Here is a 26,296-nt window from a genome sequence, read left to right as displayed (position 1 = left end):
GTGATTTCAATGATACCTTAAATCTCTCTCTTGAACGTGTAATGGAATCCGTAAGCCGTTCCGCTCATATCCCGGCTGGCAACCGAAACCAGTTCCCAGCCATCCATTCCATACTTGTTAAGCACCTTGTCAATTTCTTCGATGTCGAATTTCCAAGACCAAGTTCCCTTTGGTTTGATCTCTATCGTTTTGTATTCAAATCTTTTTTTCATTATTTATAGTTTTTGTTGTTAAATTCCGAGTTGCCTTTTCAAATCTTCCAGATCTTTGTCCACAGAATTGGTTCCGAGCGCTTCATCTATTTCATCTGTCACGGTTTTGTTTCCCGTAGCCATAGAACCATAGGCCTGTGACAAAGCTTCGTCCTCTTCCACTTTTTCCTTCATTCTTTCCAACATACTGATGGTGGAATTTGAATCGATCTTCGCCATTTGTCGGTTCACTTCTTTGGTCGCGTTGGAAACTTTGACTCTGGCTTTCAAAGTCGAAAGTTCGCTTTCCCATTTGTTGATGTTAAATTTAAGAACATCAATATTCTTCTGCAATTCATTGACAGATTTTTCGTGAACTTCTGCTTGTTTTATTAATTCCTCAGATTCAGAGACCAATTGTTTTTTTAGCATCAAAGCCTCTTTCGCCAGAGCTTCCGCTTTTTCAGTTTCCAACTCGCTGGATTGTGCTTTTTGCAACAATAGAATTGCTTTTTGCTCAAACTCTTTTGCTTCTTCACCTTTTTTATCCGCATTGTTTTTGGTGCGGATCGCCAAGGCTTTCACTTTTGCATAAGCTTCAAGAGATTGATCAAGATCATCTCGCATTTCGCGGATACCTTGTTCCGTCATTTTGATCGGGTCTTCCATCTTTTCGACTACGGAATGAATCTCCGCTTGTCCTATTCTAAAAATTTTTTTAAAAATATTCATTGTATTTGGTTTTAAAGTTTTGAAAATTGAATCAGTTGCTCGTAATATTCACTTATTAGGAGACTTAATGAATTGATGGCCGCCTCGAACTCATTGAAATCCAAATTGTGAATCTGCAAGGTATATCGGAAAATCACTTTTTTACCATCTTCCGTGATTGCAAATGCACCGTGGATCATATCTCTGTTCTTCATCAGCAGGGATTTGAACATTTCCATCGAATCTGTCGTAATCGTAAAAAGATACTGCTCAAAAATGATGACCGGCGGTGCGATGCCCACAATCAGATTATGGATGCCATCCAAAGAATTTTCTATGACGAAAACTCCCGATTCTTCAGACTTGTGCACTATTTTGTAGTCAAGATTACGAATATATTGCTCTACAGTTTTAAAGTCCATTGTTAGTTACTTTTATAGTTTTTGTTTGTATGTTTGATACAAATATAATAAATTTGCTAAAATAATTAGCAACTTTTTATAAATATTTTTGCAAAATGAGCCAAATTGGACATAACATCAAGAAACTTAGAAAGGTCAAAGGCTTTAGTCAACAGGCTTTTGCGGAACTTTTTGAACTTTCGAGAGGGAATATCTCTTCTTATGAAGAGTTAAGAGCCGAACCAAAGATTGATGTTGTGACAAAAATTGCCAATTATTTTAGCATTCCGCTTGACCATTTGTTGAACAATCAACTTTCCGTCAACGAAATATTGAACTTCAACGATCATTTTGAAACCAAAGAACAGGAAACCGTTTCTGATTTCAAAACCATTCCCTTCATCGATCGCAATCATATTTCTCAGATTCTGGATTTTCACGACAGCCTGGGATCATTAGCAAAAATCCAATTTCCGATTTACAGCCCGAAAGATTTTCTTGCCCTGGAGTTGGATGAATCTGTGAATCACCATTCCGATTTTCAGTTTCGTGAAACAGATATCGCCTTCTTCAAAAAACTTGAGGTGGATTTGCTTCATACGTTGGACAATCAATACGGTTTGTTTTTCAGCAAGGCATCTTTTTTCATTGGGCAATTCCGAGTGAAGGAAAAGCAGATTTTCCTCGTTTTGAATGACTGGCACGAAGAGGAATTTTCAATAAATGACATCGATAATTTCTGGAAATATTACGGCAAATTCGAGAAGTCTGTTTAAGGCTGAAATTTCACTCATAATAATTTATTTTTAGTTCCATTAATATAATTCAAATAATGCAGGAACTAAATCTTTATTATCTTTACTTGTTTTTAGCCAAAAAAGTAAATGATTCCAAAGTGTTTTAGTAGAAATTTAGTTTTTATAATATTCCTGCTTTTGTTACCTTTTCAGATTTTCGCAATCACGCCAAAAGATTGTGAAAAGATGATTATTGAAGGCGTGGAAGCGATGAACAAAAAGGATTACGCAAAATCTCTCGAAATCCTGACCAAGACTAGGAAAATTGCGCAGGAAAACAAATGGTACCGCGAGGAATTCCTTGCTACGAACAACATCGGCGCGAATTATTATATGCGATTGGACTACGGCGAAGCGCTCAACAATTACCTTGATGCCTACAAAATTGCTGTTGCACATTTGGATGAAAAATCAGAAATGACGGTGCTAAACAACATCGCAATCCTCTATTCCCGAGACAAAAAAACCGAGAAGGCAGAAGAATATTTTACCAAAGCTTACGAACTCGCAGGAAAGGTTAACAACAACACTTCCAAAGGATTATATGCGATTAATCTTACCATAGTCTCCAACGAAAAGAAAGATTACAGAAAAGCCAAACAGTTCATCGATGAAGCTTTGAAGCTAACGGAAAATTCGCCTTATGCTTTACTTGCAAAAGCGACTTTGGTGGAAACCTTGGTCAATCTGAAACAATATGATGAAGCTGAGAAAATCTCTGCTGAATTGCTGCCAAAATTAAATGGCATTGAACATTCAGAATATAAGACGCAGATTCTGTACAACTTATCCTCGATTTCGGAGCATAAAAATGATTTACCTAAGTCTTTTCATTATCTCGAATTGGCGGAAAAAAGCAATTTGAATTATGATTTTAAGGAAAATCTGTACGAGCGATTCAGTCTTTTGTACAAAAAAGCGAACAATATCGAGCGCGCTGTTGCTTACAAAGATTCGGTGATGATGATTAAAGATTCGGTGAATCAAATCAAGAATGGACAGCTTTTCGAGAACAGTAAAATCAAATTTGAACTTCAAAAATCTCAGAAAAATCTGGCGGAAAGTCAGGAAAAACTGACAACTGAACGTTCTTTTTTCATCAAAGGAATTTTGCTGGCGATTTTCATTGTCATTATTATTTTTTGGGCCTTGAGAAACAGCATTGTTAAAAATAAACAGCAGAAAATCATCGAACAAAGCAATGCCGAAATCGCAAAACTGGAACTCGAAAAAGAGAAAAAGAACAAGGAAATCCTTGAAAATCAATTAAAAGAAAAAGAAGTTCTGGCTCTGTTGGAAGAGGAAAAATATAAAAATGAAATCGAAGCCAAGAATCGAAAACTGACCACCAAAGCGCTTCAACTTACCACTAAAATTGAATTGATAGACGACCTCGTGAGAACGCTTTCCAGACAAACGGATAATGATTTCGAAAATCAAGATGTCAGCAATATCATCAAACAACTGAAAATTTTCCAAAGACAAAGCCGCGAGGAGGAAAGTTTTTTCATCCATTTTGAAGAGGTAAATCAAGGTTTCATTAACAAACTCAAAACACTTCATCCCGACCTCAACTCGAACGACCTTCGTTTTCTTTCTTACGTTTATATGAATCTGTCGATGAAGGAGATTTCTTCCCTTCTAAGCATCACGACCGAGGCTTGCAGGAAGCGAAAAGAGCGCATCATCAAGAAAATGAATCAGGATGACAACATAGACCTATATAACTATATTACAAGTCTTTAGCGAATTTGTCACACTATTTCTGAACTGTCGTCCAACTATTTCCGCTGTATTTTTTTGCATTGCTAATTTTTATCACAACATTTGAGTATAAAATTAGATATATGAGAAAAATTACTTTTTTAGCTGGCATTTTGCTTGCGCTTTTCACAGGCAATGCCAACGCCCAAACCCAAGTTTTGAGCAAAAATGAGTTCGGGAGAATCTTCGACCTGACCTACAGCGTACAGGAACAAAACACGATCTACGCAATCACCATCACGAGCCACATCGTCGTTTCAAAAGACAACGGAAATACCTGGAATGTCTTCTATTCTTTACCATCTGCTGGTGGCGGAATCAGTATTTCGAAATTAAATATCAGTAAGGATGGTTCGTTCCTTTCGTTTACCACACTTCAAGGTGGGATTGGCGAGCTTCATATCCTTGATATTGCTACAAAGACCATTAGCAAAACCTACACATTACCAAATCTTGATGAGATTCCTTTTGTCAATGCCTACAACTTTTTCGGGAGTGACAAGAACAACCTCATTGTAAGTTCACAGTTTCCATTTGGTTGGGGAACGGCAAATCGCGTTTATACAACCAATGACGGCGGAACGAGCTGGAAAGAAGTTTACTATTCGCCAGACCACAACAACATTATCACCAGCTTTGTCGCATTTTCACCAGTTAACCAAAACAAACTTTACATTGCCAACGGAAACGGAAGCGAAGGTGTTTATGGTGGATTAAGAATCTCTACCGACGGCGGCGATAATTTCACTGAAAAACTAGCAGGAAGTGTTCTCAGCACTTTGGAATTCAATCCGAATAATCCAGAGGAGATCTACGCTGGTACAGGAATCAGTTTTGGGGCAGCGCCTGAAAAACTTCATCATTCAGCCGATGGCGGCGAAACCTGGGAAGATGAGAATATCACTTTCGGAACCAACGGGATTTTGAATGACATTGTTGATATCCAATTTGATCCATTCGATAACAACCACGTGATTGTTTTGGAAGAAGATGAGATCATCTCTACCAAAGATGGCGGAAACACTTGGCAGAATGTAGAATATCCGTACGACAATCTGGACAGCTATTATTACGGGATCAAAGCGAGTTTCAATCCGTTCAAAGCAGGTGAATTGGTCATTACTTCCAACTATAAGCCTTTGTTCTCTGCGGACAATGCAACAACATTAACACAGATCCAGACACCATTTTATAGTTCTACAGGCGGTGTGAATCTGTTTGAAAATTCAACTTCCAGACATCTTTTCTATAGTGTTCAGGGTGGTTTTGTCCATAGAAATCTTTTGGACAATACAGAGACCGCGCACAACATCGTTCCGCTTAATATCGTAAGCAACAACAATGCGACTGCTTACATTCCTGATTCTAAAAAAGAAGGTCGTATGTATTCTTTCTCAGGTGGTTTTATGGGATCGACCTTGTCTTTGAGTGATGATTTTGGCGCGACCTTTAGTCCAATCTTCAACACTTTCTCTGCTGGTTTGTCTAGCGTGGTTCCAGATCCGCAGGTTACCAATCAGATCATGACCACTTTCAACAATTGGGGTCAAGGTGAATTGAACAAGATCAATTTTAACGATCAAAACAACATTATCGTTACCAATATTACTTTGCCAACGACAAATCCAGTTTTCAAACTACTACATCCAAATAATATCTCGAATGAATTTTTCATCCTGATCGGGTCAGAAGTTTACAAAACGATTGATGGCGGCGAAAATTGGACAGCGGTTACAATTGGCGATGACATTACTTTTGATACAGCGATCTACGACATCACCCAAGATCCAAACAATACGAACCGTCTGGCTTTAGGAACTTCTTCAGGCGTATTCGTTTCGAATGATCAAGGTTTGACTTGGAATCTGGTTTCCCAGTTTGTGGCGAACAAGGTGTTCTATTCCGATGTCAATCCTGGCGTTCTTGTATCAACCACTTACACCAGTCAGTTTGACATTTTCAATATTCATTATTCTGTGGACAATGGGACGAACTGGACCACAGTACCGAGAACCGACCTTTTGGAAACAGAAAGTAATTCGATCACCGTTGATTTCTCCGACAAGAAAGCTTACATCTATATTGCTTCTACCGATCTGGGTCTGTTGGGATATAATTTGAATCTGGACGTCTTGGCAAACAACGAAGTTTCGACAGGAAAAGCGAAAGTTTTGGTGTATCCGAATCCTACGGTAGATATTGTTCACATCGATAGCAAGAATATGAAGTCTGTCGCTTTATACGATATGAATGGTAAAAAACTATTGGAAAGCAACACGAACGAAGTGAATGTTTCGAAGCTGCCAAAAGGTGTTTACGTTCTTAAGATCGTAACCGCCGATAACAGTATTGTTAGCAGCAAGATCATCAAAAAGTAATAGTCAGTAAAAATAAATTGATGAAAATGAATTGGAAAAGCTTCTCGAATTGAGAAGCTTTTTTAGTTTTTATAGTTTCAAGAAACTAAATATACTCTTTGAAATCAAAGCCTAAAATATTTCCTATTTGTAAAAAACCAGGATTCACACTCAAACTCGCATTGATGGAAATATTTTCGTTTGTAATGGGATGCTTAAAATTAAGTTGGTGAGAATGCAAAGGCATTGCAGTGATATTAAAACTATTGAGCCACAACTTATTCTGCTTATTGCAACCGTGTTTTCTGCAACCTAAAATCGGATGCAAAATATGTTTGAAATGCTTTCTTAATTGATGAAATCTGCCTGTTTGAGGGATTGCTTCTACCAAAGAATAGCGAGAGGTCTGATGTTTAAGAAATGGCAGATCAATTTCGGAAATCATCAATCGTTTGTAGTACGTAATGGCGTTTTGAACGATTTCATTTTCATTGGTCAAATCGTAATCGATTGTTTCTTCCTCTTTTGTCCAACCACGAAGAATTGCCAGATATCTTTTTTCTACTTCACGATTCATAAATTGGTCACTCAATAATTTTAGCATTTCTTTATCGAAAGCAAACAATAAAACACCAGAAGTTTTTCGGTCCAATCGATGGACAAGATGAACCTTTTTTCCAATTTGATCCGTTAGTTTCTCTACCGCATATTTATCTGCTGGGCCGGCATATTTGGACTTATGAACCAATAGTCCACTCGGTTTGTTGATGGCGATAAGGTAGTCGTCTTGATAAAGAATTTCTAACATTGGGCAAAAGTAGAAATTTTCACCTCAACCCATTCTTTAAGAATAATAAAAAGATCCTATCTTCACTAAGATTGTAACATTTTTGGTTAAATGTTCTCTAAACTCTAAACAAGACAATGCAGGTTTTAAACTTCGAAGACATATACCACGATTATTGGAAGAAGATCTTTCGTCTTTGTATGGGTTATGTGAATGACGATGACGCGGCGAAAGATCTCTGTCAGGAAACCTTTGTAGCGGTTTTCCAGCAGTTGCCAAAGTTCCGGCAGGAAGCTGCGGTTGGAACCTGGATCTACAGGATCGCGACCAACATTTGTCTAAGGCAGATCAATATCGAAAAACGAATGCCGAAAAGTGAATTGCCCTATCAGATCAAAGACAACTCGGAGAAAGACAACAAGATCGAGCAGGATCAAATGACGGATTTCCTTTACCAATGCATTTCGGAATTGCCAGAATTGGAGCGGATCATCATCTCTCTGGAACTCGAAGAAATGAAACAGGCTGATATTGCTGAAGTCGTAGGGATCTCACCAGCTAATGTACGAGTCAAGATCCACCGAATCAAAGAAAAGTTAACCGAAAAATTTAAGAATTATGCAAACAGATAACATCAATTTCCAAGACATTTGGAATAAGAAAAGTGCGGAAATTCCTAACATCCAAGAAATAAAATATACCGCCGATAAGTACAAAAAGAAACAACTGCAATCTACAATATGGCACATCTTCAGTCTTTCAATTACGGCTGTGATGATCATTTTTATTTGGTATGTGATAGATTTTAAGATGTTTACAACTACTCTGGGAATCGTTTTGATTTTGATTGCTTTGGCACTTTATATTTATTTGTTCTCTCAGAATGTCAATGTCATTCGGACAATCAATCCTTCGATATCGAATCAGGAATATCTGGCTTCTTTGAAAAAATTGCAAAAGCAACAGCTTTATATGCAATCGAAAGGCATTAGTATTTATTATGTTTTGTTGACCGCTGGTTTTGCTTTTTACTTTTATGAATTTGCCTTGAGAATGTCCACATTTGGTGCAACATTGGCGTATGGATTGACATTTTTGTGGTTGGCGATTGCTTGGTTTTTCTTAAGACCTAGACAGATCAAAAAACAGAATGAAAAAATCTCCAAGGTGATAGATTCTTTGGAATTGATCGAGAAAGACCTGGATGAAAAGATTTAAAAATGAATGGTTTAACTTTCTATTTTTGCGCAAATTATTAACCAATGAAAAAATCGATTTTAATTTTGACGGTCATTCTGGGTCAGATGAGTTTCGCCCAAGTAAGTCTTGAGAAAAACAGACTAATGAAAGATGGTGTGAAGTACAAATTCTCAGATTACAAAACAGTATTCGCCAATCCGGAAGCACAAAAAGCTTTTGCAAAAACAAGAACCAATAAAACCGTAGGAGAAGTGTTTGCTTACACTGGTGGTTTTTCACTTGGGTTTGGAATTGGAAGATTATTGGCTGGTGGTAACAAAACCGTCTATGTCAATGGTACCAAACAGACCTTCAAAGCAAAATCCGAAGGTTGGGGATTTGTGGCGGCTGGAGCTGGACTTCTTGGAATTGGAATTCCTTTTGCGTTGGCAGCAGATAAAAATGCGAAAAAAGCAGTCGCTATAGAAAATGGTGAAGCAGTTGCTTTCCAGCCTTATTTCAAAGTTGAAAGTGCCGGAAATGGAATTGCGATGAGCTACAATTTCTAAATTTTCTCTTTTTTAAAATAAATAAGCTTTGTCAAATTATATCTTTTGACAAAGCTTTCTTTTTATCCGAAAACGTAACTAGCCCTGATGGTAGTGGAAATCCCACAGCAAGCGATGGGAAAGCAAGGCGCGAGGAATTGCAACGGACAGCAGGTTCCCGGCTCCGAAAGATCCAAAGTTTTGAGGTTCAAAATTCAAGGTTAAAAAAACTTCCATCTTCCATCATCTCACTTCCGGCAAAATCCTTATTTTTGCACTTCAATTAAACTAAATATGGCAAAGCAAGAAGATGTTTTCAAGAAAGTGATTTCTCACGCAAAGGAATATGGTTTTATTTTCCCAAGTTCTGAGATCTATGACGGACTTTCTGCGATCTACGATTACGGACAAAACGGTGCGGAACTGAAAAACAACATCAAACAATATTGGTGGAAAGCGATGGTTCAGCTGAACGAAAACATTGTGGGCATCGACTCTGCCATCTTTATGCACCCAACGATCTGGAAGGCTTCCGGACACGTGGACGCGTTCAACGACCCATTGATCGACAACAAGGATTCTAAGAAAAGATTCCGTGCGGATGTTTTGATCGAGGATTATTGCGCAAAAATTGAGGATAAAGAAAATAAAGAGATCGAGAAAGCGGCCAAGAGATTTGGTGACGCTTTTGATAAAGCTGAGTTTGAAGCTACGAATCCAAGAGTTTTGGAATATCGTGCGAAAAGAGCGGCGATCCTTACGAGAATGGCGAAATCTTTGGAAAACGAAGATCTTGCTGATGTGAAAGCGCTCATCGAAGAATTGGAAATCGCAGATCCAGACACAGGTTCTAAAAACTGGACGGAAGTGCGACAATTCAACCTGATGTTTGGGACCAAATTGGGTGCTTCTGCTGACACGGCGACGGATCTATATCTGAGACCGGAAACGGCTCAGGGTATTTTCGTGAATTATTTGAATGTTCAAAAAACGTCCCGTCATAAATTACCATTCGGGATTGCTCAGATTGGTAAAGCATTTAGAAATGAGATTGTTGCGAGACAATTTATCTTCCGAATGAGAGAATTTGAACAAATGGAAATGCAGTATTTTGTTGCGCCGGGAACTGAGCTGGAATTCTACGAAAACTGGAAGACGAAGCGTTTGAACTGGCACTTGGCTCTTGGATTAGGTTCTGAAAATTACCGTTTCCACGACCACGAGAAATTGGCGCATTATGCCAATGCTGCAGCTGATATTGAGTTTAATTTCCCATTCGGTTTCAAAGAATTGGAAGGCATCCACTCCAGAACTGACTTTGACTTGAAAGCTCACGAGGCACATTCTGGTAGAAAATTACAGTATTTCGATCCGGAAAGAAACGAGAATTATGTGCCTTACGTTGTGGAAACTTCGGTTGGTTTGGACAGATTGTTCCTTGCCTTGTTCTCAACTTGTCTTAAGGACGAAGTTTTGGAAGATGGATCTGAAAGAACAGTTTTGAGTTTACCTCCAGCTTTGGCGCCGGTAAAAGCAGCGATTCTTCCGTTGATGAAAAAAGATGGTCTGGCAGAATATGCAGAGACGATCTTCAACGATTTGAAGTACGATTTTAACTTGTTCTACGAAGAGAAAGATGCCATCGGGAAACGTTACAGAAGACAAGATGCAATCGGAACGCCACTTTGTATTACCATCGATCACGATAGTTTGGTGGATAATACTGTGACCATCAGAGACCGTGACACGATGAAGCAGGAGAGAGTTCCTGTGGCTGACCTTAGAAGAATTATTGATGAGAAGACAAGTTTTAGGAATTTGCTTTCTAAGATCTAAAATAAAATCAATTGATATAAAAAAAATCCCGACAATTAATTGCCGGGATTTTTTTTGATTTCAAAGTAAGTTACTTCACTTTTCCCAAATGGATCACATTATCACCTTGAGAAATAAATAGTGAATCTGGTGTGGTCTCTGCGGAAATACTATTTCTTTCGTAAAGTTCACCCGTAGCTGTTGCCTTTTTGAAGTCCAAGACATATTTGGTCCTGTTGGCTTCTATCGTCACTGTTTTTGATTTTCCATTGTCATCGAAGGTTGCTTTTGCACGGCTTCCGTCCGATGCTTTGTACGGAAAAGAGTAGTTTTTGGTCACTGAGCCGTTGACGTCTTTTTCAGATGACGTTGTGGTTTCACTGTCTATCTTTCCATTGTCGTCTACCATCGTCGTGTCTGTGGAGTACGTTTGTTTCATCATTTTGCTGTCCTCATTCTTTTTGCAAGAAGCTAAAGCTAAACCAACTGAAACGCTTAGGATCAAGTAATTTGTTCTCATCTGTAAAATTTTTTATCTCCGATTGAATGCAAAATGCTATCCAAATCAAAATCCCGAAACTAATTTCAGGATTTTGATGATATATTTTTATTGAATTATTTCTTTAAAGCTTTGATTCCCATTTCGAACAAGGCAAAACTTAGCAAATCGGCATTTTCGCCAATCACTTGTTCTGTAGAACGTCCTGCACCGTGACCTGCGTTTTTCTCAATTCTCAATAGAATGGGATTGCTGCAAGCTTGTTTCTCCTGCAACTCAGCGCCAAATTTGAAGGAATGCGCCGGCACTACTCTATCATCGTGATCACTTGTAATAATCATCGTTGATGGATAACAAGTTCCTGCTTTAACTTGATGAACTGGAGAATAAGATTTTAAATATTCGAACATTTCTTTGCTGTCTTCAGCTGTTCCGTAATCATAAGACCAACCTGCACCAGCCGTGAATTTGTTGTATCTCAACATATCCAAAACACCGACGCCTGGAAAAGCTACCTTTGCCAGATCTGGTCGCATCGTCATCGTTGCGCCAACCAAAAGCCCGCCGTTGGAACGGCCAGAAAGTGCCATATATTCCTTCGAAGTGTAGCCTTTCGACTGTAGGTATTCCCCAGCAGCGATGAAGTCTTCAAACACGTTTTTCTTCTGTTGCTTCGTTCCCGCATCGTGCCATTTCTTTCCATATTCGCCACCACCACGGATGTTTGGAACTGCGTAGATGCCGCCGTTTTCCATCCAGATGGCATTCACAACAGAAAAAGCTGGCTGCAGACTGATGTTGAAACCACCGTAGGAATAAAGGATTGTTGGATTTTTTCCGTTCAGCTTCGTTCCTTTTTTATAATTGATCATCATTGGAACTTTGGTCCCGTCTTTTGAGGTGTAGAAAACCTGCTCGGAAACGTAATCTTCTGGATTGAATTTCACATTCGGTTTTTGATAAACTTCTGATTTTCCTGAATCTACATTATACTTATAAATCGTTCCTGGCGTGATGTAATTCGTGAAAGAATAATAGATGTCCTTCTCTTTTTCCTTACCGCCGAAACCTGAGATATTCCCTTTTCCAGGCAAAGAAACTTCTCTCACCAATTTCCCTGTTTTATCAAATTGCTTCACGATATCAATCGCATCTTTCATATATGTTGCGAAGAAATAACCGCCACCTTCTGAGATTCCCAATACGTTTTCAGTTTCCGGGATCACATCTTTCCAGTTTTCAGGACTTGGATTTTTGATGCTGACTTTTACCAATCGCATATTCGGCGCATCTTTGTCTGTGAAGATGAAAAGCTCGTCGCCTTGCGTGTCCACAATATTGGCATTGATGTCAAAACCTTTGTTGATCTGAACAAAATCGCCTCCGTTCTTCAAATCTTTGATGTACAACTCGTTTCCGTTGGTTGCATTGGCGCCGGAAATGATCAGGAATCTTTGGTCTTCCGAAACACCTGCAGATAGATATCTTCTCGGTGTTTTTTCACCTCCGAAAATCAATTGGTCGTCAGATTGCTTTGTGCCTAATTTGTGGTAATAAACCTTGTGTTTGTCGGTCATTCCAGACAAAACAGTTCCTTCTTTTGGCTTGTCGTAGCTTGAGTAATAAAAACCTTCGTCACCTTGCCACGATATGCCACTGAATTTCACATCCACAATTGTTTCATCGATTTGCTTTTTGGTAATGGCATCGATGATGATGATTTTGTTCCAGTCACTTCCACCTTCTGAGATAGAATAGGCAGCAAGCGTTCCTTTTTTGTTGAATGAAAGATTGGAAAGTGAGGTTGTTCCTTTTTCAGAGAATTTGTTCGGGTCCAGGAAAACCTCGATGTCTTTGGTTTTAAGACCTGTTCTGTAGATCACAGATTGTGCCTGCAATCCGTTGTTTTTGGAGAAATAAGTATAATCGCCTTCTTTGAATGGCGCAGAGATCTTCTCGTAGTTCCAGATGGTTCTCAGTTGCTCTTTGATTTGATCACGGAAAGGGATTTTGGAAAGATAATTTTGGCTATAAGCTACTTCCTCGTCCACCCATTTTTTGGTTGCTTCGGAATCGTTTTCAAGATCGCGAAAAGTATCTGCAACCTGGGTTCCGAAATAGTTGTCGGTTTGACTTCCTTTGATCGCTTTTGGATAATTTGACTTTGACATAGATTGAGCATTGGCACCAACATAGAAAACAACAGCAGCTGTTGCAAAGATTGATTTTACTTTCATTTCTAATTTTTTGAATGTTCCCAAAATTAATAAAAATTCCCTCGCCAATGACGAAGGAACTTGATGAAATATGAATGTTTGTGTTTTATTTCTGACTCAAGAAATATTCTGCTTCCGCTTTTCCCCAATTCGGATCCAAGGCTGTTTTCGGCTTGTAGGCTGCGAATTGTTCCAAAGATTTTTTGAACAGCTCCACACCTTTTGGCTTGCTTCCGCCATATTGCTCTGGCGTGAAATAAGCATCTTCTGCCAAAAGCACCGTAATCCTAGGATTTTCTGGGTCCAATTCTTTGGCTTTTGCCAAGGCATTCTGAGCGATGGGCGCTTCTTGCATATAGCGTGACATAGGATCTACCATCATTCTGAATCCGCTTGTGATTTTCTTCAAAATGTAGATTTCCGCGTTGTTTGGACTTAAGGTTTCCGCTTTGGCAATGTACTTTTCTGCTTGTTCTGCCACAGGATCTAACTCTGCGGTTTTCCCTGTTCTCATCAAAACCCTTCCCTTTAGAATCGTGGAATAAGCAGCGTAATAATACGGCAACCACTGCGAATTTTCTTTGGTCCCGATTCTTTCAAAATCGTTGGTCAAGGCTGTCAATTCATCTGCCGTCTTTGCAGTTTCTATTTTGCCTATTTTCTCTGTCATTGCTTTGTCATAAGTAGTTTGTGCAAATGTTGTGAATCCCAGTAGAGAAAGGCTGAAGGTTAAGATCAATTTTTTCATAATAGTCTATTTTAGTTGTTTGTTTTAATTTCTGATTCAAAGATAGAATGAGTTTTTGCTGAATTAAATTTTATTCTACCGAACCGTAATTTTTGGTATCCGAAAGGTTATAAATTATTATTAATGGCATCATCCGTCTTATCAACACCAAAACTTACGAAGACACCAACGAAGACAAAGGTATTGACAGGCGGTCTCACGGCTGTTCTGCTATTTCCATCCGCTGAATAATTGAAACCATAGACATTTTTATTCCCCAAAATATTATTGATGCTCAAAACAAAAACAGTAAATGATTTGGAATCTTTCTTACCAACACTCGGTACATAATTCACGCTGAAGTTGAGTCCACTGAAGTCTTTCAATTTCCCTTGATTACGGAGAATGTTTTTGCCATCGTCAGAAATAATATCATAGTAAGGACGGCCTTTCGCATAAGTGTAAGACAAATTGAAGCCTGTTTTCCAATCCATCACGAACTTCTTTGCCACTGCATTCAAAGTATGTTTTGAAGCGAAATTAGGTGCTAAACTAAAAGGATAGTTTAAGAAGTCTCTTTTGGAATCCAAATACGAATAGGTCAGCCAATAATCGATATTTTTAAAGGTCTTCTTATCTCTCCAAAATAACTCGATTCCTTTCGCAAAACCACCGCCGGAATTGTTGTCTGCAAACTGTGTATACTGATTGCTTGGCGAAGTAGAACTTTCATTGGCAATGGAAGAGGTTTTAATGAGTTGATCATAATTTTTATAAAAAGCCTCGAACCTCAAGTTCCTTCCCTCAGCGTTTTTCTGAACCTGAAATATATAATGATCCGCTCTTTGAAAATCGAAATTGTTTGAGATGAGATATTTGCTTTCCGGATTTTGGTAGAACATACCATAGGCTAAAGACGTCGTCCATTCCTGTGAAATCCTGTAAGCCAAAGCAGCTCTTGGTGAGAAATTCCATTTGTCGAGATATGAAGAATGTTCCGTTCTCGCACCGATTTTTGCTGATAAATCATTGGTGAAGATCAAATCCGTTTCGGCAAAAGCAGATGAGATCAGATCTTTATAATTTTTTTCGAAAGAACCGTAATTCATATTTTCATCGGCATTATTCAATTCAAATCCTGCGCGTACTGTATTTCTCCCAACTTTCCTTTCCACCACCAATTTTCCATTGATGTAATTGGATCTATTATTGATTTTGATGTTATTCATTTCAACATTATTCTGAATATTTGCAAAATCCAAATCGCTTGAATTAAAAGAATAAGACGCTCCGACATTCACCAGATATTTTCCAAACTTTTCTTTGTACGATAGATTGTGATAGGTATTATTTCCTTTCAAGGTCACTTTATTCTTATCGTAATTTTCTTCAAAACTTTCAGATTCCACTGACATTTGATTTGCATCTACACTTCCGTAATATTTGATGAAGCCACCTTTTTTGGTTTTGATTCTGAAGTTTCCATCGAAACCATAACCTTGCGGATATTTGTCAAAATCTGTGTTGAAATTGAACAGTTTCCCCATCAACCCAAGATTCGAATAACTACCGGCAATTCCCCAAGAGGCTGTTTTATTTTGATTTAATTTTTGATAATTGGCACTGAGAAAAATCGGCGAAGCGCCAAAGTCGAATGAAGTCGTTTCTGGCAAATCTACACTTTCCAAAATCAAAACCGATGACAAAGCCTGACCATAAATCGCTGAATATCCACCACTTGAAAAAACATTTCCTTTAAATAATGAAGTATTGAATCTATCTCTTCCAGCAATTCCCGGAACCGAATTCGTGAAATAATTATTAATGAGATTGCCATCCATAAAGATTTTGGTTTCAGCACCAGTTCCGCCTCGTACAAATAGGCCTTCGCTCTCTCCTACTTTCTGAACACCCGGCAAATATCCTAAAGCTGAAGTGATTTGGCCATTCGCACCAGCCGTTGTATAGATATCCAAAGGTGTGAGCAAGGCCGCAGCACGTTTTTTGTCACTCGCCTCAATACTTCCTGCAGTGATCACGACTGCATTGATCTCATTGATTTGAGCCTTCAGATTGGCTGGAACTATAATATCTTTCCCTTCCAATTTGACTGTAATTTCTATTTCATCATAATTCAATCCAGAGAAAACCAAAACCTTATAGCCTGATTCTGAAGTGATAAATGAGTAATTTCCTTTCTCATCTGAAGTGGCTCCATCATAAGTATCTTTCAACGTTACATTGACGTCTTTCAAAGGTTTATTTTTGAATGTGACCTTCCCGGAAATAGTTGTCTGAGACCAGATACAAATGCTCATTAAAAATGACAGTAGAATTAAGTTCTTACTCTGCGTTTTCATATAGTTTAATTATGAGCCAAAGGTATTTCAACACCTCTCAAAAATAAATTTATTCTCACTGACTTGTCAATTTTGATGACCGAATCGTTAGATGTTTCACGTAAAACATTTTTTTATCACCTTGGCTTTAAAATTGTTATAGATTATTTGCTATAATTTAATTTAAAACTATGAAATCGCAAGGTAAAATTTCATACTAATAAATCAACAAGCGCTTTCATTAGACCTTTAAAAACAATAAATAAACTACGTATGAAAAATCTATTACTCATTGGGATTGCTGGATTGACGCTGGCATCCTGTAAAACTGTTTCGAAACAATATACAGTTCGACCAAAATCCAAAACCTTAACCCAAGGTACTGCAAACTTCATTCAGAAAAAGGGAAATGTTGAAATGGACCTTAGTGTTTTCAAACTGACACCAGGTCTGCACGCCGTGCATATCCACGAATTTGGGAATTGCGGGGCGACAGACGCTTCATCTGCTGGCGGACATTGGAATCCTTCCAAAGACGACCACGGAAAATGGGAGGGACAACACTTCCATATGGGAGATATCGGAAACCTTGAAGCTGATAAAGACGGAACTGCAAGGCTGGTTTTCAACACAGATAAATGGTGTCTGGGCTGCGATGACCCGATGAAAAACATCATTGGTAAATCAATTGTCATCCACGCTGGTGTGGACGATTTTCATACGCAACCGACTGGAAATGCGGGCGGACGCGTAGGATGTGTGGAAATCAAATAAGTAAGACTTTTGAGAGAATAAACGGATAGAAGATAGACTCTTGAATCAACGTCTATTATCTATTCGTCTAACATCTCTTAGTCTAAAAAATCATATTTCAAAACTTTGGAAAGCATCAATAATATGGGTGATTTCCAAAGTTTTTTGTTTGTTGGGAAGGACAGAAATAATATCAAACCTGACTTCTTTATCAATATTATTTTCTTCGATAAAATAGTTGGTGGCTGAAATTAACAACCTGATTTTCTTTTTGTTAACTGCTTCTTGAGGTTCCAAAAATGCATCTGTGTGTCTGGCTTTTACTTCTACAACCACGATTTGATTTTCAAATTCTGCGATGATGTCCACTTCCGCTTTTAGGTAGCGGAAATTACGCTCAAGGATTTTATATTTTGCTTTAAACAAAAAATCTACAGCCAAGTCTTCTGCTATTTTTCCAAATTCGTTGTGGTCCGCCATAAGATGAATGATGAATGATAGTTGATAAATGATTAGAACTTAATCTTTACATCCTTCCCGACTTTGATTGTGATTTCTGAACCTATAATCAACGGTCTATTGTCGTAAATATGTCCGTTTGGAAAGTTGAAAACTGTTGGGAAATCGTACTGGGAAACTCTGTATGCAATCTGTTGGTTAACGAATGGGTCGAAAGATTCTTCGTAGCTTTTGTTCTCGTTTTCTTTTCCCATATTAGTCATTCCGCCAACGATGAGTCCTTTTATTTTTTTGAAAACGCCGGCCAATTCCAAGCTCATAATCATTCGGTCCATTGCGTAGAAATTCTCGCCAATGTCTTCTATGAATAAAACCTTATCCTGGAAATCGAAAGAATATTTGGTTCCCAAAAGTGCATAAATCAACGCGAGATTTCCGCCGACCAAAATTCCGGAAGCCTCTCCTACTCTATTGTTTTCTGTGGATTCGATTTTGTAGGTTGGGAATTTTCCTTTTAGAATGTCGAAGGTCAAATCATAACTTTCGTCTGTTACGCCAAAGCTTGACGTTTTGATGGTTTGTCCGTGAATGGATGCAAAACCTTTTTTCAACAGATAACTTTGAACCACCGTATTATCAGAATATCCGATAAACCATTTTGGATTCTTCTTGAATTCCTTCAAATCTAAATGCTGAACCAAATGCTGACAACCATAACCACCTCGGGAAGCCCAGATTGCGGAAATCTCAGGGTCATTTAGAGCCCAATTGATGTCCTTAATCCGTTGTTCTTCGGTTCCGGCGTATGAGTAGCCGTTTCGGAATTTTGTGTAGAGATTTTCGCCTAAAACGGGTTCGTAACCTTTGCTTTTGATTAAGGTTAAGGTTTTCTCCAGTTGAGTTTCTTCAACAGAACCAGCTGGGGAAATGATGGCGATTTTGTCTCCTTTTTTTAGGGGTTTTGGGAAAGTGGTGTTTTGCATTTGTGTTGGTTTGATGTGTTGATTTTAACGCAAAGGTCGCAAAGATTTTTTTTATTTTATTGAAAATATTTTAAGATTCGCAAGGACGCTTCGCTCATCAAAGGCGTAATTAAAAAGTAATTTTGTCATTCCGCAGGAATCTAGACTATTGAGATTCCTACGGAATGACAAAATGCTTTTTTAAATTGACTGTTGTTCTATTTAGAATCCGCAACCCGACTTGAGCGGAAATCCTTTTTTGCGTTTTCTTCGTTTTCTTTTGAAGACAAATCGTCGGCAAAAAAGATTGGGAGCGGAAGGCGGATAAGTTGCCCAAATAATTCTTATTTAATTTTCGGTTGTTGTTTCTCTGCTTTTTCTAATTTTTCTTCGAACTTGTTGAACTTTTTGAAACTTTGCATAAATATAAATACACTGAAAATCATCAAGATACAACCAACCGCTTTTCGGATTTTGTTGGCCACACGTTGGTTGAGTCTGTCGTGGAATTGTTTGGCTAAGATGATTTTGGACAAATCTATCAACAAATAAGTTCCGATGACGATTCCAATGTACAGGACGAAATCCTCCACTTTTGGATAGGCATTTCGGACGGAAACGACCGTTACGAGCCAGAAAAGAACGACGCCAATATTCAGCAAATTGAGTAAGAATCCGTTGAGAAAGGTTTTGATGTAGTTTTGGTCAATGAGTTTTTCTTCGCCTTCGATGTGCATTTTGGTCCTCGAAAGGAGCATATAAATGGCATAAATGAGAATCAGAAAGGCAGAAATCCGGTAAAATCCTGGATGTTTGTCGATGAGGCTTACTAAGTCCGCGCTGGCATAATAACTGACAACTATGCAAAGCAAATCCGCAGTAACCACACCAATATCAAGAGCAATCGCGTGTCTGGGACCTCTGGAAAAACTGGTTTCTATGAGCAGGAAAAAGATGGGTCCGATGAACACCAAACTCAGCATAATTCCCAGGCCGACTGCGTATAAAATGAGTTCTAACATTCTTAGTTTTTTGTGAAAAGCAAAATGTATCTTGTAAAAGACGAAGACAAAAATACATTTTACTTTTTAAATAATGTCATCAGAGAATTTAAACTTGAAAAATTCAACCACATAGGCTCATCGATTATTAAGATTTAAAAATAAAAAAGCTAAAATAGAAGTTTTTCTACTTTAGCTTTTTCTATGTGTCTATGTGGTTAATCTATTTTACTCCACAATTTTGAAATCGAGTTGTTTCGCAATCAGATTGGCTTTCACCACCTTGATTTTGACTTCGTCTCCAAGTCGGAAAGTGTTGCCAGTTCTGGAACCGATAATTGCATAATTCTTAGCGTCCAGAGAGTAAGAATCGTCCACCAAATCACGGAGTTTTATCATTCCTTCTGCGCCATTTTCAGGGATTTCTACCCAGAAACCGTATTCTGCAACGCCGGATATAACGCCAGTGAAAACTTCGCCCACGTGGTCTTCCATAAATTTGACCTGCATAAATTTGATGCTTTCTCTTTCTGCCTCAGACGCCAATCTTTCCATTGCCGAACAATGTTTGGCCTGCGTTTCCACTTCTTCCCTATTAGGCGATTTTCCGCCATCTAAATAATGCTGAAGCAATCGGTGCGCAATCAAATCGGGATAACGGCGGATTGGCGATGTGAAATGCGAGTAATATTCGAAGCCAAGTCCGTAATGTCCAATCGGGTCGGTGGAATAAACGGCTTTGCTCATACTTCTCATTGCCAAGGTTTCAATCATATTTTCTTCGCCTTTTCCTTTGACGTCGCTTAATAATCTATTTAATGATTGCGCAACGGTTTGGGTATTTGCCAAGTCCATTTTGTAACCGAAAGTTCCTACGAAATCTCTCAAAGCGGTCAATTTCGCCGGGTCTGGGTCGTCGTGGATTCTGTAGATGAAGGTGTTTCCGGTTGGTTCATTTCTTTTGTTTAATGAAATAAATTCGGATACTTTTTTGTTGGCCAAAAGCATAAATTCCTCAATCAAATGGTTGGAATCTTTGCTGACTTTGAAGTAGACGCCAATTGGTTTGCTGTTCTCATCCAGGTTGAATCTTACTTCGCTTCTGTCAAACGTAATCGCACCATTTCGGATTCTTTCGGCTCTTAGGATTTTTGCTAATTTATCGAGCTGAAGAATTTCTGCTGTCAAATCGCCTTCCTGAGTTTCGATTCTTTCCTGCGCTTCCTCGTAAGAAAATCTTCTGTCGGAATGGATGACCGTTCTTCCAAACCATTGTTTATGGATTTTGGCATCTTCATCCAGTTCGAAAACGGCTGAGAATGTGAATTTATCTTCATTTGGTCGCAGTGAACAAACATCGTTACTCAAAACCTCAGGAAGCATCGGCACTACTCTATCTACCAGATAAACCGACGTTGCTCTTTTGTAAGCTTCATCGTCCAAAATAGTACCCGGTTTCACGTAATGCGAAACGTCTGCGATATGAACGCCGATTTGCCACAATCCGTTTTCTAATTTTTGGATTGATAACGCATCATCGAAATCCTTCGCATCTTTCGGGTCAATTGTGAAGGTGCAAATATCACGCATATCCCAACGTTTTGCGACTTCTTCATCATTGATGCTTCTGTCGATTTGGTCTGCGTCGTGCTCCACTTCTGGCTCGAAATTGTAAGGCAAACCATATTCTGCAAGAATCGCGTGGATTTCTGTTTCGTGGTCGCCTGGCGTTCCAAGAACGGTTACAATTTCGCCTTCTGGATTTTTGCTTCCTGGTCTCCATTCGCGCATTTTGACAATGACCTTGTCGCCGTCTTGTGCTCCGTTGAAATGATTTTTAGAAATGAACATATCCGTATTCATCGTTCTCTTTTCGAAAACTACAAATCCGAAATCCTTCTCTGCAATCTGCTGGAAAATCCCAACAAAAGTATCTTTTGCACGCTCCAAAACTTCTGCAACTGAACCTTCCACTTTTTTACCTTTGAAGTTGTAGGTTACCAAAAGGACTTTGTCGCCTTGCAAAGCATCTTTCACATTTTTCTGATGTACAAAGATATCATCCGGCATTCCTTCTACTTTTACATAAGCATTTCCGGATTGGTTGAAGTCTATGACACCGGTCAAAGTCCCTTCAATATTGAGATTGACGATGTATTTTCCTTTCTCGGTCTCTTTGATTTTCTGTAGCGCCTGCAATCTGTGAAGCGCCTGGATTACAAGTTCTCTTTGTCTTGGATTCTTGTAATCTATCCCATCCGCAATCTGTTTGTAATTGTAGATTTTGGATGTTTTCTGGTTCATAAAACGTAGAATTGTTCTTCCTAAATCCAGAAGTTTCTGTTCGTTTTTATGAGATGTATTTTTTTTGTTTTTCATTGTTCTCTATTTGTTTATAGTAAAATCCATTTACTATTTTTATATTGAAATTTGAGTGTTTGTGGGATATCTTCTTTGTTATAATAAATATCAACAATTACTAAATTTCCTAATTCATTTTTGAAATCAAACATCAGATTATCTGCCTGTTCGATATTCAGTTCATATTTTTTATTGGGGAAATAATACATTTCCTGTTCTTGATTCTTGTATAAAATTTTTGATGTAGATGCTAGTTCTCCAATAGTTTTAAAATATCTGAAGTCCCTAAATCCTTGCCAATCTTCAAATGCTTTCTTCGAAAGCAAAGTCATTCCAAAATCGGTATCAAAGTTATTGATTGCTAAGACCGGAATTATGTTTGCATCGAATTTTTTTCTGAAAGAATTTATCATTTTTTCAGTCATAAAATCACACGAAGAAAAATTTGGATTTATGACATTAAAATCACTCCTACATTCATACATAAAAGGAACTCCACAATCATATCCTTTCATATTTTCTAGGCTAATTAGAAGATTATGATTTTTAAATTTTTTAAAATCGATTTTAGAAAAAATAATGTCGGCAAGTTTCGAGTAATCAATTGCTTGAGACTCTTGTTTCAATTTATCAAATAATAGTTTTTTCTCTTTCTGAAATTCTATACAATCTGGTTTCCTTGGGTCTGGGCATCCATAATAATTTCCTTTTACATTAGGACAATAATCATCTTTGTCGAAAACTCCATCACCATCACTATCTATTTCCTGTGCTGATAAACCAAGAAAAGAAAAAATCATCAAAAAAGAAAATAAAGTTTTTATCATTTTAAAATTTATCCTGTTCCTTATCAATAATCCTTTTCAAGTCTTCTTCTTTTGGAAGGCTCACCAAATATTTGTTCACAAAAATCTGCTGAGAAAGTCCTGTGGTAGCATATTTAACCAAAGATTCGTTCTTATTGGCACAAAGGATAATTCCTATTGGTGGATTGTCGCCTTCGTTTTTTTCGTTTTCGTTATAATAATTGAGATAAACATTCATTTGTCCCGCATCTGCGTGAGAAAATTCACCTAACTTTAAGTCTATCAAAATATTACAACGCAAAATCCGGTGATAAAAAACCAAATCGATGTAATAATGCGTGTTATCAAAAGTGATTCTTTTCTGTCTTGCTTCGAAACAAAAACCTTTGCCCATTTCCAAAAGAAAAGTTTGCAAATGATTGATAATACTAAGTTCTAACTGATTTTCGGAGTAAGAAGTTTCTTCCTTAAGACCTAAAAATTCCAAAATATAAGGACTTCTGAAAAAGTTTTCTGCCTGAGGTTTCTCAGATTTTTTATGTTCCTCCAAGACTTTTAGCTTGTCTTTACTTAAACCTGTTCTCTCGAAAAGTATAGAATTGACGGCTCTTTGCAATTCCCGGACCGACCAATTATTTTTAATGGATTCTGCTTCGTAGAAAGTTCTTTTGGTTGAATCATCCAGTTTCAAAAATTCTACGATGTGTGTAAAACTTAGATTATTAATAAGCTTGTCTATGTAAGAATTATCTGAATCAAAATACAGTTCTTTAGATTTTGCGGTCAGTGACTGCAAAATTTCATTCAATTGATTATCAACAATATATAATTTTGTAGTCGGTGACTGCAAAATGTTTTGATATGTTTTATAAAAAGTAGAAAACCAATAAAGATTTCTTTCGGACATTCCGGGAATATCTCTGCATTTTCTTGCTATTTCCTTGTACAAATTCTTGCCATATTCTGCTCTGTCATTCCCATTGAGTTCGTATTCAGAAATATAAAAACCAATCAACCAGTTTCTCAAAGTCAATGCTATATTCACTTGTCTTTGAGCTTGGTTTTTGAAGAAACTTTGGGTTTCTCCGATTTTGGAAATTAGTAAAGATATTTCTTGCATTGTTCTAAATCAATCCATAAATGTGGATTTAATTTTTAATAAAGATAAAATAAAATAGGGGAGTTTGGGAAACCTTTGTATTAATTTATGGTTTCGTGAGAAAGAACTTTCTCTGTGAAATGCATTGCAAAGATATAACTTTAAAAATAAAGCCTGTAATCTTAGAAATTACAGGCTTTTTTATGTTTAGCAAAATGCTATTTTATCAACTCTGTTTTGATGCCTTCCACCTTCAAAATCCGTGGTCAGAAACTTATCTACAATCTCGAATGCCAATTCCTTTGAAATAAATCTCGCAGGAATCGAAATCATATTCGCATCGTTGTGTTGTCTTGCCAATGATGCAATTTCCGGCATCCAACAAAGTGCACATCGTATTTTTTGATGCTTGTTTGCGGTGATTTGTACGCCGTTTCCGCTTCCACAAATCAAAATTCCCAATTCGTTTTCTCCATTTTCTACAGACGTTGCAGACGGATGTACAAAGTCGGGATAATCAACAGAATCAGCAGAGTAGGTGCCAAAATCTTGGACTTCATACTTGCCGTCGAGGTATTTTTTGATTAGTTCTTTATACTCAAAACCCGCGTGGTCACAGGCTATTGCTATCTTTTTCATTTCGTTTGATTTATAGATTTATTTCAAGGATAAAATTAATACATATTTTATTAATGTTGGCATACTATTTTAATACAATTATCAATGATACCTCGGATTAATTATTTAAATATCAACAATATAAAATTAATAATGCTAATTAAATAATCAAATTTTATAATCATTAATAAAAAGATAATAGAATGTTAGAAATTGTTAGAAAACCTGTGGATAACTTCTGCCAAGTATTTCTTTTTATTAATGATAATTTTTAGTAATGAACTATTTTCTGACAACTTCAATTCTTTATTTCAACTTAGTTTTGATTCACTTCAAGGAAGTTTATCCCCAGAATGGTTTCTAATATTGACATCGGAAATTAATTACAAACATTTGTTGATAACAATCATAATGATTTGATTATCAATATTAAACTAATGTTAAAAACCTACTCATTAATCCACATTTCGTGTGATGAAATAATCAAGTTTTATTTCTCCGCATACTACCGCACTACAACAATAGACTACAATACTATTTTTTTATAAAAAGAAAAAGAGATGTATAATAATGTAATGAAGGTTTGTGGATTCTTTTTGCAAATTAAATTTTTGAAAGGGAAGAATAAGTTTTAAATTTGTGAAACAAAGAGGGCAGGATTTATTCTGTTCTTTCTATAAAACCTTAAATTATTATTTTAATGAAAACTATAAAAGATTTCGATTTTAAAAACAAAAAAGCCTTAGTACGCGTTGACTTCAATGTTCCTCAGGACGAAAATCTGAAAGTGACGGACAATACCAGAATTGTTTCTGTAAAACCAACTGTAGATAAAATCATTGCTGATGGCGGTTCTGTAATCCTAATGACTCACCTTGGAAGACCAAAAGGCGAAGTAAACGACAAATATTCCCTTAAAAATATTTTAGACGAAGTTTCTTCAGTGCTTGGTAAAGAAGTGAAATTTGTGGACGAATCAATAGGAGAGAAGGCTGAGCAAGCTTCCGCTGAACTTCAACCTGGCGAAATTCTTTTGTTGGAGAATCTTCGTTTTCATAGTGAGGAAGAAAAAGGTGATGAAGCTTTTGCTGAGAAGTTATCAAAATTAGGTGATGCTTACGTGAATGATGCCTTCGGAACTGCACACAGAGCACACGCTTCCACAGCTGTAATCGCTGAATTCTTTCCTTCTACTAAATTTTTCGGTTTACTAATGGAAAATGAATTAGTAGCGATTGATAAAGTTCTTAAATCTGGTGAAAAGCCTGTAACTGCGATACTTGGAGGGTCTAAAGTTTCCACAAAAATTACAATTATAGAAAATATTCTTCCAGCAATTGATAACTTAATCATCGGTGGTGGAATGTCTTTCACATTCATCAAAGCGTTGGGCGGGAAAATCGGACAATCTATTGTTGAAGACGATAAATTGAGTTTAGCGCTTGAAATTCTAGAGAAAGCAAAAGAACACAATGTAGAAGTTTATCTTCCGACAGATGTTATCATTGCTGACGATTTCAACAACGAAGCTGAGAAGAAAGTCGCTGACATCAGAGAAATCCCTGAAGATTGGCAAGGCTTGGATGCAGGTCCAAAATCAAGAGAAATCTTCAATGATGTTTTATTAAACTCAAGAACGATTCTTTGGAATGGTCCAATCGGTGTTTTTGAAATGTCAAATTTTGCTGATGGAACTAAAGCTTTAGGTGAAAGTATTGCTGAAGCAACTAAACTTGGCGCGTTCTCTTTAGTTGGAGGAGGAGACAGTGTTGCGTTTGTGAAACAATTCGGATATTCTGACAAAGTAAGTTATGTTTCGACTGGAGGAGGAGCAATGTTGGAAAGTTTGGAAGGTTTGGAACTTCCAGGCGTTGCCGCAATCAACAAATAAGATTATATTTTCTAA

Annotated in this window: 24 protein-coding genes; 9 read left to right on the top strand and 15 right to left on the bottom strand. The window is 37.5% G+C overall.

The features are described 5' to 3' along the window. Positions 1–17 precede the first annotated feature (17 nt). From PQ459_03065 to PQ459_03055, 3 genes are read right to left on the bottom strand one after another with little or no spacing between them, the layout of a single operon-like run. On the bottom strand, positions 18–212 hold the full coding sequence (locus tag PQ459_03065; protein WDF47473.1) for a DUF4177 domain-containing protein: 195 nt from the start codon (positions 210–212) through the stop codon (positions 18–20). A gap of 18 nt (positions 213–230) precedes the next feature. Beyond that, the gene (locus tag PQ459_03060) at positions 231–923 is read right to left on the bottom strand and encodes a PspA/IM30 family protein (protein WDF47472.1); all 693 of its coding nucleotides are present in this window, start codon (positions 921–923) and stop codon (positions 231–233) included. Positions 924–934: 11 nt separating this feature from the next. Then, positions 935–1,324, bottom strand: coding sequence for a molecular chaperone Tir (locus PQ459_03055; protein WDF47471.1), 390 nt, complete (start codon positions 1,322–1,324; stop codon positions 935–937). Positions 1,325–1,419: 95 nt separating this feature from the next. On the opposite strand from PQ459_03055, the gene PQ459_03050 reads away from it, so the two are divergent. The 3 genes from PQ459_03050 (at position 1,420) to PQ459_03040 (ending at position 6,242) form a co-directional block, all read left to right on the top strand. Then, positions 1,420–2,079: a helix-turn-helix transcriptional regulator gene (locus tag PQ459_03050; protein ID WDF47470.1), complete on the top strand. Its 660-nt coding sequence runs from the start codon at positions 1,420–1,422 to the stop codon at positions 2,077–2,079. Between the two features lie 207 nt (positions 2,080–2,286). Then, on the top strand, positions 2,287–3,846 hold the full coding sequence (locus tag PQ459_03045; GenBank protein ID WDF47469.1) for a tetratricopeptide repeat protein: 1,560 nt from the start codon (positions 2,287–2,289) through the stop codon (positions 3,844–3,846). A 101-nt stretch (positions 3,847–3,947) separates the two neighbouring features. Next, the gene (locus tag PQ459_03040) at positions 3,948–6,242 is read left to right on the top strand and encodes a T9SS type A sorting domain-containing protein (protein WDF47468.1); all 2,295 of its coding nucleotides are present in this window, start codon (positions 3,948–3,950) and stop codon (positions 6,240–6,242) included. A gap of 85 nt (positions 6,243–6,327) precedes the next feature. Here PQ459_03040 and PQ459_03035 read toward each other — a convergent pair whose 3' ends face one another. Next, a complete protein-coding gene (locus PQ459_03035; GenBank protein ID WDF47467.1) occupies positions 6,328–7,029 on the bottom strand; it encodes a pseudouridine synthase in 702 nt (233 codons plus the stop codon). Between the two features lie 116 nt (positions 7,030–7,145). On the opposite strand from PQ459_03035, the gene PQ459_03030 reads away from it, so the two are divergent. From PQ459_03030 to PQ459_03015, 4 genes are all read left to right on the top strand, one after another. Further along, on the top strand, positions 7,146–7,640 hold the full coding sequence (locus PQ459_03030; GenBank protein ID WDF47466.1) for a sigma-70 family RNA polymerase sigma factor: 495 nt from the start codon (positions 7,146–7,148) through the stop codon (positions 7,638–7,640). Further along, the gene (locus PQ459_03025) at positions 7,627–8,226 is read left to right on the top strand and encodes a hypothetical protein (protein WDF47465.1); all 600 of its coding nucleotides are present in this window, start codon (positions 7,627–7,629) and stop codon (positions 8,224–8,226) included. Before PQ459_03030 ends, PQ459_03025 begins: the two co-directional genes overlap by 14 nt. A 44-nt stretch (positions 8,227–8,270) precedes the next feature. Next, entirely contained in the window at positions 8,271–8,756 is a 486-nt protein-coding gene (locus PQ459_03020; protein ID WDF47464.1) for a hypothetical protein, read from the top strand. 273 nt (positions 8,757–9,029) lie between these two features. Continuing rightward, positions 9,030–10,571, top strand: coding sequence for a glycine--tRNA ligase (locus PQ459_03015; GenBank protein ID WDF47463.1), 1,542 nt, complete (start codon positions 9,030–9,032; stop codon positions 10,569–10,571). A 70-nt stretch (positions 10,572–10,641) separates the two neighbouring features. On the opposite strand, the gene PQ459_03010 is transcribed toward PQ459_03015, so the two are convergent. From PQ459_03010 to PQ459_02995, 4 genes are all read right to left on the bottom strand, one after another. Then, positions 10,642–11,070: a hypothetical protein gene (locus PQ459_03010; protein ID WDF47462.1), complete on the bottom strand. Its 429-nt coding sequence runs from the start codon at positions 11,068–11,070 to the stop codon at positions 10,642–10,644. Between the two features lie 95 nt (positions 11,071–11,165). Next, positions 11,166–13,286: a prolyl oligopeptidase family serine peptidase gene (locus tag PQ459_03005; protein ID WDF47461.1), complete on the bottom strand. Its 2,121-nt coding sequence runs from the start codon at positions 13,284–13,286 to the stop codon at positions 11,166–11,168. Between the two features lie 85 nt (positions 13,287–13,371). Then, entirely contained in the window at positions 13,372–14,013 is a 642-nt protein-coding gene (locus PQ459_03000; GenBank protein ID WDF47460.1) for a hypothetical protein, read from the bottom strand. A 107-nt stretch (positions 14,014–14,120) separates the two neighbouring features. Next, entirely contained in the window at positions 14,121–16,310 is a 2,190-nt protein-coding gene (locus tag PQ459_02995; GenBank protein WDF47459.1) for a carboxypeptidase-like regulatory domain-containing protein, read from the bottom strand. 294 nt (positions 16,311–16,604) lie between these two features. On the opposite strand from PQ459_02995, the gene PQ459_02990 reads away from it, so the two are divergent. Beyond that, the gene (locus tag PQ459_02990; GenBank protein WDF47458.1) at positions 16,605–17,105 is read left to right on the top strand and encodes a superoxide dismutase family protein; all 501 of its coding nucleotides are present in this window, start codon (positions 16,605–16,607) and stop codon (positions 17,103–17,105) included. 90 nt (positions 17,106–17,195) lie between these two features. Here PQ459_02990 and PQ459_02985 read toward each other — a convergent pair whose 3' ends face one another. The 7 genes from PQ459_02985 to rpiB all read right to left on the bottom strand — a co-directional run bounded on the left by PQ459_02985 (position 17,196) and on the right by rpiB (position 24,411). Further along, a complete protein-coding gene (locus tag PQ459_02985; protein WDF47457.1) occupies positions 17,196–17,564 on the bottom strand; it encodes a YraN family protein in 369 nt (122 codons plus the stop codon). A 32-nt stretch (positions 17,565–17,596) separates the two neighbouring features. Then, on the bottom strand, positions 17,597–18,526 hold the full coding sequence (locus PQ459_02980) for an LD-carboxypeptidase (protein ID WDF47456.1): 930 nt from the start codon (positions 18,524–18,526) through the stop codon (positions 17,597–17,599). A 323-nt stretch (positions 18,527–18,849) separates the two neighbouring features. Beyond that, positions 18,850–19,527, bottom strand: a complete 678-nt coding sequence (locus PQ459_02975) for a LysE family transporter (GenBank protein WDF47455.1) — start codon at positions 19,525–19,527, stop codon at positions 18,850–18,852. A gap of 207 nt (positions 19,528–19,734) precedes the next feature. Beyond that, positions 19,735–21,885 carry a ribonuclease R gene (gene rnr / locus PQ459_02970; GenBank protein ID WDF47454.1) on the bottom strand — a complete coding sequence of 717 codons (2,151 nt, stop codon included), beginning with the start codon at positions 21,883–21,885 and terminating at the stop codon, positions 19,735–19,737. Between the two features lie 14 nt (positions 21,886–21,899). Continuing rightward, complete coding sequence (locus PQ459_02965; GenBank protein WDF47453.1) at positions 21,900–22,694, bottom strand: hypothetical protein; 795 nt, start codon at positions 22,692–22,694, stop codon at positions 21,900–21,902. A 1-nt stretch (position 22,695) separates the two neighbouring features. Beyond that, positions 22,696–23,793: a PDDEXK nuclease domain-containing protein gene (locus tag PQ459_02960; protein ID WDF47452.1), complete on the bottom strand. Its 1,098-nt coding sequence runs from the start codon at positions 23,791–23,793 to the stop codon at positions 22,696–22,698. Positions 23,794–23,979: 186 nt separating this feature from the next. Continuing rightward, positions 23,980–24,411 carry a ribose 5-phosphate isomerase B gene (gene rpiB / locus PQ459_02955; protein ID WDF47451.1) on the bottom strand — a complete coding sequence of 144 codons (432 nt, stop codon included), beginning with the start codon at positions 24,409–24,411 and terminating at the stop codon, positions 23,980–23,982. 679 nt (positions 24,412–25,090) lie between these two features. Between rpiB and PQ459_02950 the strand changes: the two genes are divergently transcribed. After that, entirely contained in the window at positions 25,091–26,281 is a 1,191-nt protein-coding gene (locus PQ459_02950) for a phosphoglycerate kinase (GenBank protein WDF47450.1), read from the top strand. Positions 26,282–26,296: the final 15 nt, after the last annotated feature.

Origin of the sequence: Chryseobacterium sp. KACC 21268, from assembly GCA_028736075.1 — a bacterium.
GTDB lineage: Bacteria > Bacteroidota > Bacteroidia > Flavobacteriales > Weeksellaceae > Epilithonimonas.
This window is presented reverse-complemented; position numbering and strand designations above follow the sequence as displayed.